The sequence below is a fragment of the Streptomyces sp. NPDC057697 genome (genome assembly GCF_042799335.1).
Classification (GTDB): Bacteria; Actinomycetota; Actinomycetes; order Streptomycetales; family Streptomycetaceae; genus Streptomyces.
Window position 1 is genome coordinate 153727 of the sequence record NZ_JBHVJA010000002.1, and the last position, 10986, is coordinate 164712.

At 69.2% G+C, this 10986-nt stretch carries 13 protein-coding genes; 12 read left to right on the forward strand and 1 reads right to left on the reverse strand.

Annotation, left to right across the window (positions count from 1 at the left end):
* Window positions 1-186 precede the first annotated feature (186 nt).
* The 8 genes from map (at window position 187) to truA (ending at window position 5475) form a co-directional block, all read left to right on the forward strand.
* Window positions 187-1023: a type I methionyl aminopeptidase gene (gene map, locus ACFVFH_RS05840; RefSeq protein WP_383763925.1), complete on the forward strand. Its 837-nt coding sequence runs from the start codon at window positions 187-189 to the stop codon at window positions 1021-1023.
* 164 nt (window positions 1024-1187) lie between these two features.
* A complete protein-coding gene (infA, locus tag ACFVFH_RS05845; RefSeq protein WP_003956442.1) occupies window positions 1188-1409 on the forward strand; it encodes a translation initiation factor IF-1 in 222 nt (73 codons plus the stop codon).
* A 60-nt stretch (window positions 1410-1469) separates the two neighbouring features.
* Window positions 1470-1583, forward strand: a complete 114-nt coding sequence (gene rpmJ / locus ACFVFH_RS05850; RefSeq protein WP_003956441.1) for a 50S ribosomal protein L36 — start codon at window positions 1470-1472, stop codon at window positions 1581-1583.
* Between the two features lie 194 nt (window positions 1584-1777).
* The gene (gene rpsM / locus ACFVFH_RS05855) at window positions 1778-2158 is read left to right on the forward strand and encodes a 30S ribosomal protein S13 (RefSeq protein WP_018519286.1); all 381 of its coding nucleotides are present in this window, start codon (window positions 1778-1780) and stop codon (window positions 2156-2158) included.
* Between the two features lie 105 nt (window positions 2159-2263).
* A complete protein-coding gene (rpsK, locus tag ACFVFH_RS05860) occupies window positions 2264-2668 on the forward strand; it encodes a 30S ribosomal protein S11 (protein ID WP_003956432.1) in 405 nt (134 codons plus the stop codon).
* 134 nt (window positions 2669-2802) lie between these two features.
* On the forward strand, window positions 2803-3825 hold the full coding sequence (locus tag ACFVFH_RS05865) for a DNA-directed RNA polymerase subunit alpha (protein WP_003966937.1): 1023 nt from the start codon (window positions 2803-2805) through the stop codon (window positions 3823-3825).
* Between the two features lie 182 nt (window positions 3826-4007).
* Window positions 4008-4508, forward strand: coding sequence for a 50S ribosomal protein L17 (gene rplQ, locus ACFVFH_RS05870; RefSeq protein WP_383763928.1), 501 nt, complete (start codon window positions 4008-4010; stop codon window positions 4506-4508).
* A 97-nt stretch (window positions 4509-4605) separates the two neighbouring features.
* The gene (truA, locus tag ACFVFH_RS05875; RefSeq protein ID WP_383763930.1) at window positions 4606-5475 is read left to right on the forward strand and encodes a tRNA pseudouridine(38-40) synthase TruA; all 870 of its coding nucleotides are present in this window, start codon (window positions 4606-4608) and stop codon (window positions 5473-5475) included.
* 61 nt (window positions 5476-5536) lie between these two features.
* On the opposite strand, the gene ACFVFH_RS05880 is transcribed toward truA, so the two are convergent.
* Window positions 5537-6385: a hypothetical protein gene (locus tag ACFVFH_RS05880; protein ID WP_383763933.1), complete on the reverse strand. Its 849-nt coding sequence runs from the start codon at window positions 6383-6385 to the stop codon at window positions 5537-5539.
* Window positions 6386-6451: 66 nt separating this feature from the next.
* Here ACFVFH_RS05880 and ACFVFH_RS05885 point away from each other — a divergent pair, with 66 nt between their 5' ends.
* The 4 genes from ACFVFH_RS05885 to glmM all read left to right on the forward strand — a co-directional run bounded on the left by ACFVFH_RS05885 (window position 6452) and on the right by glmM (window position 10955).
* Window positions 6452-8071: an ABC-F family ATP-binding cassette domain-containing protein gene (locus ACFVFH_RS05885; protein ID WP_383763936.1), complete on the forward strand. Its 1620-nt coding sequence runs from the start codon at window positions 6452-6454 to the stop codon at window positions 8069-8071.
* A gap of 265 nt (window positions 8072-8336) precedes the next feature.
* On the forward strand, window positions 8337-8780 hold the full coding sequence (gene rplM / locus ACFVFH_RS05890) for a 50S ribosomal protein L13 (protein WP_072486702.1): 444 nt from the start codon (window positions 8337-8339) through the stop codon (window positions 8778-8780).
* Between the two features lie 44 nt (window positions 8781-8824).
* Complete coding sequence (gene rpsI, locus ACFVFH_RS05895; RefSeq protein ID WP_030914197.1) at window positions 8825-9352, forward strand: 30S ribosomal protein S9; 528 nt, start codon at window positions 8825-8827, stop codon at window positions 9350-9352.
* Window positions 9353-9596: 244 nt separating this feature from the next.
* A complete protein-coding gene (gene glmM / locus ACFVFH_RS05900; RefSeq protein WP_383763938.1) occupies window positions 9597-10955 on the forward strand; it encodes a phosphoglucosamine mutase in 1359 nt (452 codons plus the stop codon).
* The last annotated feature ends 31 nt before the right edge of the window (window positions 10956-10986 follow it).

Below are 10986 nucleotides of genomic sequence, written 5' to 3' on the forward strand. Positions count from 1 at the left end.
GTGTGTCCGGTGGGGGGTTTGGGGGCACACACGCCCTAATTGGGGTGAGCGAACACCCCCGCTGAAGTTGTGCTGCGGGCGGGGGGGCCCTGGGGGGCGGCGCCCGACTGCTTGCGCCGTATCGTGGAACGAGTACGCCGCAGACACCACCGTTCGATGCAGTCCGACGCAGAGAGGCGCCGCGCAATGGTGCAGATCAAGACCCCCGAGCAGATCGCGAAGATGCGCGAGGCGGGGCTGGTGGTCGCTGCCATTCACGCGGCCACCCGCGAGGCGGCGGTGCCCGGCGCCACCACGCTGGACCTCGACCAGGTCGCCCGCAAGGTGATCGCCGACCACGGTGCGAAGTCGAACTTCCTCGGGTACGGCGGGTTCCCCGCGACCATCTGCACCTCGGTCAACGAGGTCGTCGTGCACGGCATCCCGGACGACAAGACCGTCCTCAAGGACGGCGACATCATCTCCATCGACGCCGGCGCGATCGTCGACGGCTGGCACGGCGACGCCGCGTACACCGCCTTCGTGGGCACCGGTCACGCTCCGGAGCTGGTGGAGCTCTCCCGGGTGACCGAGGAGTCCATGTGGGCCGGTATCGCCGCGATGAAGGTGAACAACCGCCTCGTCGACATCTCGCGGGCGATCGAGTCCTACATCCGCCGCCAGCCCCGCCCGGCCACCGGCAAGTACGGGATCATCGAGGACTACGGCGGCCACGGCATCGGCACCGAGATGCACATGGACCCGCACCTGCTGAACTACGTGGCCCGCAAGCGCGGCAAGGGCATCAAGCTCGTCCCCGGCGTCTGCCTGGCCATCGAGCCGATGGTCTCGCTCGGTACGGCGCGGACCGAGGTGCTCCAGGACGACTGGACCGTCATCACGACGGACGGCACCTGGTCCTCGCACTGGGAGCACTCGATCGCGCTGACCGAGCAGGGCCCGCTGGTGCTGACCGCCCCCGACTGCGGCCGGGCGAAGCTGGCGCAGTACGGCATCGAGGCGGCGCCGGACCCGCTGGGGTGACGTGGACCGCCGGTGGAGGACTAAGGATCTCCCGCGGTGGGCAAACTTGACGGATTCGTCTTTTGGGGTCCGCTGACGTAGACTGACTCGTCGGCTGTCGTGCATCCGTGTGTCCGCATACGTTGCCGAGAGTCGATCAAGGTAGCCGATTCGAAAGGCGAAGCGTGGCCAAGAAGCAAGGTGCCATCGAAATTGAGGGCACCGTGATCGAGTCCCTCCCGAACGCCATGTTCAAGGTGGAACTCCAGAACGGTCACAAGGTCCTCGCGCACATCAGCGGCAAGATGCGGATGCACTACATCCGAATCCTTCCGGATGACCGGGTCGTCGTGGAGCTCTCTCCGTACGACCTGACGCGTGGCCGGATCGTCTACCGCTACAAGTAGATCTTGCCTCCACCTCGCTTCCGCGCGGTGACGGCACTGACCCGGAGAACCTGACATCCCATGAAGGTCAAGCCGAGCGTCAAGAAGATCTGCGACAAGTGCAAGGTGATCCGCCGTCACGGTCGGGTCATGGTCATCTGCGACAACCTGCGCCACAAGCAGCGCCAGGGCTGACGCACGACCCCCTGCATCTCGCAGTACTTCGCGCGACGCACGTAAAACGTACATACGCAGAGTCCGTCCAAGCTTCGGCTGACGACACCTCCGGTGGGGGCCGGGGACCCGGACGTACCACCTCTCGCCACGAGAGGTCGGCGGTCGGGAGCGGCACTGCGGAAGACCCCCGAATGAACAACTGGAGCCATTGAATGGCACGCGTTTCAGGTGTTGACATCCCGCGCGAAAAGCGCGTGGAGGTTGCCCTCACCTACGTCTTCGGTATCGGGCGCACCCGGTCCAAGGAGATTCTCGCCACCACGGGCGTGAACCCCAACACCCGCGTTCGCGACCTGGCCGAAGAGGACCTGGTCAAGATCCGCGAGTACGTGGACGCCAACCTCCGCACCGAGGGTGACCTCCGTCGCGAGATCCAGGCCGACATCCGCCGCAAGGTCGAGATCGGCTGCTACCAGGGTCTGCGTCACCGCCGCGGCCTGCCGGTCCACGGCCAGCGCACCAGCACGAACGCTCGTACCCGCAAGGGCCCGCGTCGCGCGATCGCCGGCAAGAAGAAGCCGGGCAAGAAGTAGTCCTCAGCGGACGCACTGCGGGTGTCCGGGCCACCGGCCAGTCGCAGCAACCAGCGGTCTTCGCTGTAGGACCGATCACCTCCCCTCTCCATCTGGAGTCAAGACATGCCCCCCAAGGGTCGTCAGGGCGCAGCCAAGAAGGTGCGTCGCAAGGAAAAGAAGAACGTCGCTCACGGCCACGCGCACATCAAGAGCACGTTCAACAACACCATCGTCTCGATCACGGACCCCTCGGGCAACGTGATCTCCTGGGCCTCCGCCGGCCACGTCGGCTTCAAGGGCTCGCGCAAGTCCACCCCCTTCGCCGCGCAGATGGCCGCCGAGTCGGCCGCCCGCCGCGCGCAGGAGCACGGCATGCGCAAGGTCGACGTCTTCGTCAAGGGTCCGGGCTCCGGCCGCGAGACCGCGATCCGTTCGCTCCAGGCCACCGGCCTGGAGGTCGGTTCGATCCAGGACGTCACCCCCACCCCGCACAACGGATGCCGCCCGCCCAAGCGTCGCCGCGTCTGATCTCCGCCGGGCTCTGCCGCGCGCAGTAGCCCGTGGGTCCGGGCGGTACGGCCCCTTCGGGGTCGTGCCGCCCGTACCCTTGTCAGTATCTGGGGGCGTCAAATAGTGGGCGCCCACGACTGAAGGAACGCAACATGCTTATCGCTCAGCGTCCGTCGCTGACCGAAGAGGTCGTTGACGAGTTCCGCTCCCGGTTCGTCATCGAGCCGCTGGAGCCGGGCTTCGGTTACACCCTCGGCAACTCTCTTCGCCGTACGCTCCTCTCCTCGATCCCCGGTGCCGCTGTCACCAGCATCCGGATCGACGGTGTCCTGCACGAGTTCACCACCGTGCCGGGCGTCAAGGAGGACGTCACCGACCTCATCCTCAACATCAAGCAGCTGGTCGTCTCCTCGGAGCACGACGAGCCGGTCGTGATGTACCTGCGCAAGCAGGGTCCCGGCCTGGTCACCGCCGCCGACATCGCGCCGCCGGCCGGTGTCGAGGTGCACAACCCGGACCTGGTCCTGGCCACGCTCAACGGCAAGGGCAAGCTGGAGATGGAGCTGACCGTCGAGCGCGGTCGCGGCTACGTCTCCGCCGTCCAGAACAAGCAGGTGGGCCAGGAGATCGGCCGGATCCCGGTCGACTCCATCTACTCGCCGGTGCTCAAGGTCACGTACAAGGTCGAGGCGACCCGTGTCGAGCAGCGCACCGACTTCGACAAGCTGATCGTCGACGTCGAGACCAAGCAGGCCATGCGTCCCCGTGACGCCATGGCGTCGGCCGGCAAGACCCTGGTCGAGCTGTTCGGCCTGGCGCGCGAGCTCAACATCGACGCCGAGGGCATCGACATGGGCCCGTCCCCGACGGACGCCGCGCTCGCCGCCGATCTGGCGCTGCCGATCGAGGAGCTGGAGCTCACGGTCCGCTCGTACAACTGCCTCAAGCGCGAGGGCATCCACTCCGTGGGTGAGCTCGTGGCCCGTTCCGAGGCCGACCTGCTCGACATCCGCAACTTCGGTGCGAAGTCGATCGACGAGGTCAAGGCGAAGCTGGCCGGTATGGGCCTCGCGCTGAAGGACTCGCCTCCCGGCTTCGACCCGACCGCCGCCGCCGACGCCTTCGGCGCCGACGACGACGCGGACGCCGGTTTCGTGGAGACCGAGCAGTACTGATCCGCCTCCGGCCGGGGCGCCCGGGTTCCACCGGGCGCCCCGGACCGGGGTGAGGCCACGGCCTCGACCGCCGGACGGGCGCGGTGTCGCCCGTCGGCTCTTGAACTTCCGTGCGGCGACCGTCGCACGGGAACTGACACCGGTACCTGATACGGCCGGTGCAGCACACAAGGAGAAACACCATGCCGAAGCCCGCCAAGGGCGCCCGTCTGGGCGGCAGCGCTGCGCACGAGAAGCTTCTTCTCAACAACCTCGCGAAGTCGCTGTTCGAGCACGGCCGCATCACCACGACCGAGGCCAAGGCCCGTCGCCTGCGTCCGGTCGCCGAGCGTTTCATCACCAAGGCGAAGAAGGGCGACATCCACAACCGTCGCCTGGTGCTGCAGTCGATCACGGACAAGGGCGTCGTGCACACGCTCTTCACCGAGATCGCCCCGCGGTACGAGAACCGCCCCGGTGGCTACACCCGCATCACCAAGATCGGCAACCGTCGTGGCGACAACGCCCCGATGGCGGTCATCGAGCTGGTCGAGGCGCTGACCGTGGCCCAGCAGGCCACCGGTGAGGCCGAGGCCGCCACGAAGCGCGCGGTCAAGGAAGACGCCCTCAAGAAGGACGAGGCTCCGGCCGAGACCGTCGAGGACGCCAAGCCGGCCGACGACGCCGAGTCCAAGGACGCCTGAGCGTTCTGAGACCACTGGACGGGCCCGCACCACCCTTCGGGGCGGTGCGGGCCCGTTCCGTATGTACCTGCGAGCAGCTGCGGAAAAGGATCCTTGGGTGAGTGACGACGTGGAGCCCGGCTTCGTACGGGTGCGGCTGGACCTGGCGTACGACGGCAAGGACTTCTCGGGCTGGGCGAAGCAGACCTCCCGGCGGACCGTGCAGGGGGAGATCGAGGACGCGCTGCGGACCGTGACACGGTCCTCGCGGACGTACGACCTGACGGTGGCCGGGCGGACCGATGCCGGGGTGCACGCGCGGGGCCAGGTCGCGCATGTGGACCTGCCGGACGAGGTGTGGGCGGAGCACGGGGACAAGCTGCTGCGGCGGATGGCCGGGCGGATGGCGCCCGATGTACGGATCTGGCGGATCGCTCCGGCGCCCGCCGGTTTCAACGCGCGGTTCTCCGCGCTGTGGCGCCGTTACGCCTACCGCGTCGCCGACCGCCCCGGCGGGGTGGATCCGCTGGTGCGCGGTCATGTGCTGTGGCACGACCGGCCGTTGGACCTGGACGCCATGAACGAGGCGGCCGCCCGGATGGTCGGGGAGCACGACTTCGCGGCGTACTGCAAGAAGCGCGAGGGCGCGACGACCATCCGTACGCTGCAGAAGCTGGGCTGGGTGCGGGACGGGGCGACCGGGATTCTCACGGCGACCGTGCAGGCGGACGCCTTCTGCCACAACATGGTCCGCGCGCTGATCGGCGCCGCGCTCTTCGTCGGGGACGGGCGTCGGCCGGCCGAGTGGCCGGCCCAGGTGCTCGCGGCCCGGGTCCGGGACCCCGGGGTGCACGTGGTGCGGCCGCACGGACTGACGCTGGAGGAAGTGGCCTACCCCGCCGAGGAGTTGCTGGCCGCCCGCGCCCGGGAGGCGCGCAATGTGCGCACGCTGCCCGGAGCGGAGGGCGGCGGCGGGGGCTGCTGCTGAGCGCGGTGACGGGGCGTCCGGCCGGTGGTCCGTCCGCCGGGGCGGCGCCGGGCGCGTCCCGTCAGCCGGACTGCGCGGTGGCGGCGGCCGAGGCCTGGAGCTCGCCTCGGCGACGGATCTGACGGAACGTGAAGTCCGTCAGGTCGTTGCCGGTGGCGTAGACGTTCTTGTCGGCGCCGGTGACGCTCTTGCCGTTGGTGAACCCGCTGATGGCGAAGTAGGCGTAGCGGCCGTAGGAGTTGGAGGTGCGGCGGCAGACCGAGCCGGGGGGACAGAAGGCCGGCACGCCCGCGCCGCTCAGTGTGGCGATGCTGCCGCTGGACTGCCGGGCCGCCTTCTTGGCCCGCGCCTCCGTCCGGAACACCGCGACGCCGATGGTGACGGCGACGCCGTCCTTGCTGTACGTGGCCCGGACGACCTGGTCGCAGCCGTTGGCCACCAGGATCGAACCGAGGGCGCCCTTGGTGGTCGCGGCGCAGTTCTTCGTCTGCTGCGTCGCGCCCTTGACGTAGACCCGGTCGCCCATCGTCAGCTTCTTGCCGGGGAAGAACGTGTCGACGGTGATCGGCGCCCGGTCCTTCTTCGGGTCGGAGACGTAGTCCTTGGGGTCCGGCGGGGGCGGCGGGGCCACCGAGGAGAAGGACGGCTCGGGCTCGGCGGTCTCGTCCGGCAGATCGGTCGGTGCGGGCAGCTCGCCGGCGTTCTTGCCGTTGTCGCGGTCGTGTTTGTTGGTCGAGATGACCGCCGTGGCCACGATCGCGCCGATCGCCGCGGTGGCGAGCGCGCCGCCGCCGATCAGCAGCCACTTCCTGCGCCGGTTGCGCGCGGCGGACTCGTCGGCCAGCGCTGCCCAGTCCGGGGTCTGCGCGCCCCCGGGCCCCCAGGAGGGCCCCCCATCCCCAAAGCTCATGCCGCGCATCCTAGAGGAGACATAAACCGGTTGGGCCAGGGCTTCGCGGGCCGTGACAATGCTGTCATGGGACATCTTGAAGCGGGCCATCTGGAGTACTACCTACCGGACGGGCGGGTGCTGCTCGGCGATGCCTCGTTCCGGGTGGCGGACGGGGCCGTGGTCGCCCTCGTGGGGGCCAACGGGGCCGGTAAGACGACCTTGCTCAGGCTGCTCGCCGGGGACCTCCAGCCGCACGGCGGCTCCGTCTCGGTGAGCGGCGGGCTCGGGGTGATGCAGCAGTTCGTGGGCTCCGTGCGGGACGAACGCACGGTGCGCGACCTGCTGGTCTCGGTCTCCCAGCCGCGCATCCGGGAGGCGGCCCGCGCGGTCGACCGGGCGGAGGAGCTGATCCTCGCGGTCGACGACGAGGCCGCGCAGATGACGTACGCGCAGGCCCTGAGCGACTGGGCGGAGGCCCGGGGCTACGAGGCCGAGACGGTGTGGGACATGTGCACCACGGCCGCGCTCGGCGTCCCGTACGAGAAGGCGCAGTGGCGCGAGGTGCGCACGCTCTCCGGCGGCGAGCAGAAGCGGCTGGTGCTGGAGGCGCTGCTGCGCGGCCCCGACGAGGTGCTGCTGCTCGACGAGCCGGACAACTACCTCGACGTGCCCGGCAAGCGGTGGCTGGAGGAGAAGCTCAAGGAGACCCGCAAGACGGTCCTGTTCGTCTCCCACGACCGCGAGCTGCTGTCCCGGGCCGCCGAGAAGATCGTCAGCGTGGAGCCGAGCCCGGCGGGCAGCGACGTATGGGTGCACGGCGCCGGCTTCGACACGTACCACCAGGCGCGCAAGGACCGGTTCGCCCGGTTCGAGGAGCTGCTGCGGCGCTGGGAGGAGGAGCATGCCCGGCTGAAGGCGCTGGTGCACCGGCTGCGGCAGCAGGCGGCGATCAGCCCCGACATGGCGTCCCGCTACCGGGCGATGCAGACCCGCTTCAAGAAGTTCGAGGACGCGGGCCCGCCGCCGGAGCCGCCGCGCGAGCAGGACATCAAGATGCGGCTGCGCGGCGGCCGGACCGGGGTGCGGGCGGTGACCTGCGAGAACCTTGAGCTGACCGGTCTGATGAAGCCGTTCGACCTGGAGATCTTCTACGGCGAACGGGTCGCGGTCCTCGGCTCGAACGGCTCGGGGAAGTCGCACTTCCTGCGGCTCCTCGCGGGCGAGCAGGTCGCGCACACCGGGACGTGGAAGCTCGGGGCGCGGGTCGTGCCGGGGCATTTCGCGCAGACCCACGCCCACCCGGAGCTGCTGGGCAAGACGCTCGTCGAGATCCTGTGGACCGAGCACGCCAAGGACCGCGGCGGGGCGATGTCCGTGCTGCGCCGCTACGAGCTGGAGCGGCAGGGGGACCAGTCCTTCGAGAAGCTGTCCGGCGGGCAGCAGGCGCGGTTCCAGATCCTGCTCCTGGAGCTGGCCGGTACGACCGCGCTGCTGCTGGACGAGCCGACGGACAACCTGGACCTGGAGTCGGCGGAGGCGCTCCAGGACGGTCTGGAGGCGTACGAGGGAACCGTGATGGCCGTCACGCACGACCGCTGGTTCGCCAAGTCCTTCGACCGCTATCTGGTGTTCGGCTCGGACGGAGTCGTGCGCGAGACGACGGAGCCGGTGTGGGACGAGCGGAGGGTGGAGCGGGCCCGTTAGCCCCGGAGGTGGCCGGGGGGGGGGGCTTCCGGGGCGGCCGTGGGGCGCGTTTTGACCCTCCGGGGCAGGGCGGGGTAGTCTCGACGATTGTTATACGTATTGGCTTCGTCGTTCTCACGCGAAGGGCCTTACGTAGGTTCTCTGGAGCAGTCACCAGTGGCTCGCATACGGGCAGTGTTCCCGGCATTGTGGGCCCCAGCTGCATGATCGCTTCAGAGGTGCCATGTGTCTGGACCCCATCCACTGAAGAAGCGAAGGCTACGACGTGCGTACGTACAGCCCCAAGCCCGGCGATGTGACGCGCCAGTGGCACATCATCGACGCGCAGGACATCGTCCTGGGCCGTCTGGCCACCACGGCTGCGAACCTCCTCCGCGGCAAGCACAAGGCGATCTACGCCCCCCACATGGACATGGGCGACTTCGTCATCATCATCAACGCCGAGAAGGTCCACCTCTCCGGCAACAAGAAGACCCAGAAGATGGCGTACCGCCACTCCGGGTTCCCGGGTGGTCTCCGCTCCGTCCGCTACGACGAGCTGCTGGCCAAGAGCCCCGAGAAGGCCGTCGAGAAGGCCATCAAGGGCATGATCCCCAAGAACAGCCTGGGCCGTCAGATGCTCTCGAAGCTCAAGGTCTACGCGGGCGACCAGCACCCGCACGCTGCTCAGCAGCCGGTCCCGTTCGAGATCACCCAGGTCGCGCAGTAGTTCCGGCCTCCCCCTAAGACCAAAAGAAAGATCTGAGGAGAATCGTGGCCGAGACCACTGTTGAGAACCCCGTCGAGGGCACCGAGGGCGAAGAGGTCTTCGCCGAGGTGACCACCTTCGAGTCCGAGGTTCCCGTCGAGGGCGAGTACACCAGCGAGTCGCTGGCCTCCCGCTTCGGCGACCCGCAGCCCGCCGCCGGCCTTGGCCGTCGGAAGAACGCCATCGCCCGCGTCCGGATCGTTCCGGGCACCGGCAAGTGGAAGATCAACGGTCGCACCCTTGAGGACTACTTCCCCAACAAGGTGCACCAGCAGGAAGTCAACGAGCCCTTCAAGGTGCTCGAACTCGACAACCGCTACGACGTCATCGCCCGCATCTCGGGTGGCGGCGTCTCGGGTCAGGCCGGCGCCCTGCGTCTCGGTGTGGCCCGTGCGCTGAACGAGGCGGACGTGGACAACAACCGCGCCCCGCTGAAGAAGGCCGGCTTCCTCTCGCGTGACGACCGTGCGGTCGAGCGCAAGAAGGCCGGTCTCAAGAAGGCCCGTAAGGCCCCGCAGTACAGCAAGCGCTGATCCGCCTGCTCATCGCTTTACACGTTCGCCCCGGCGGCACTCTTCGTGCTGCCGGGGCGTTCGTTTATCGGCACCCCTAGGCGTATAACGGCATAAGACGTTCATAGGCTTGTTTATATGGCGCTGCGCCGGTCACGTGGTGCCGTGTTGCCCGGCGGGCGGCGCGCGGTGTCGTGCGCATGGTCCGCCGTGTCGCTTTGGTTGATTTGGTTGTGCGGTTTCGGAGCATCTTCGGAGGACACCAGTGGGACGACTCTTCGGCACGGACGGTGTGCGCGGTGTCGCCAATGCGGATCTGACGGCCGAGCTGGCGCTCGGTCTCTCGGTCGCGGCGGCGCATGTTCTCGCCGAGGAAAGCACGCTCGACGGGACCCGGCCGACGGCCGTGGTGGGCCGTGACCCACGCGCGTCCGGAGAGTTCCTGGAGGCCGCCGTGGTGGCCGGTCTCGCCAGTGCCGGCGTGGACGTCCTGCGCGTCGGCGTGCTGCCCACCCCGGCGGTGGCGTACCTCACCGGCGCACTCGGCGCCGACCTCGGGGTGATGCTCTCCGCGAGCCACAACTCCATGCCGGACAACGGTGTCAAGTTCATCGCCCGCGGCGGTCACAAGCTCTCCGACGAGCTGGAGGACCGGATCGAGTCGATCTACCAGCAGCACCGCACCGGCGAGCCGTGGGAGCGCCCGACCGGTGCCGGTGTGGGACGCGTCACCGAGTACGCGGAGGGCTTCGACCGTTACGTGGCCCACCTCGTCGCGGTCCTGCCGAACCGGCTCGACGGGCTGAAGGTCGTGCTCGACGAGGCGCACGGCGCGGCCGCCCGGGTCTCGCCCGAGGCCTTCGCGCGGGCCGGCGCCGACGTGATCACGATCGGTGCCGACCCGAACGGCCTGAACATCAACGACGGCTGCGGCTCCACCCACCTGGAGCCGCTGAAGGCCGCCGTCGTCGAGCACGGCGCCGACTTCGGTATCGCGCACGACGGCGACGCGGACCGCTGCCTGGCCGTGGACGCCAACGGCGAGGAGGTCGACGGCGACCAGATCCTGGCCGTTCTCGCCCTCGCCATGCGCGAGGCCGGTCAGCTGCGCAAGGACACCGTGGTCGGCACGGTCATGTCCAACCTCGGCTTCAAGATCGCGATGGAGCGGGAGGGCATCCACCTCGTCCAGACCGCCGTGGGCGACCGCTACGTCCTGGAATCGATGAAGGCCGAGGGGTACGCGCTCGGCGGCGAGCAGTCCGGCCACGTCATCGTGCTGGACCACGCCACGACCGGCGACGGCACGCTGACCGGCCTGCTGCTGGCGGCCCGGGTCGCGGGCACGGGCCGTACGCTCGCCGATCTGGCCGGGGTCATGCAGCGGCTGCCGCAGCTGCTGATCAACGTGCGCGACGTCGACAAGTCCCGGGTCGCGACCTCCCCGGAGATCGCGGCGGCCGTGATCGAGGCCGAGCGCGAACTGGGCTCCACCGGACGCGTGCTGCTGCGCCAGTCGGGTACGGAACCGCTGGTGCGGGTCATGGTCGAGGCGGCCGACATCGAGCAGGCGCGGGCGGTCGCCGGGCGGCTGGCCGACGTGGTGAAGTCCGCGCTGGGCTAGGGCCTCTCGTCCGGCTCATGCCGGGCTCGCG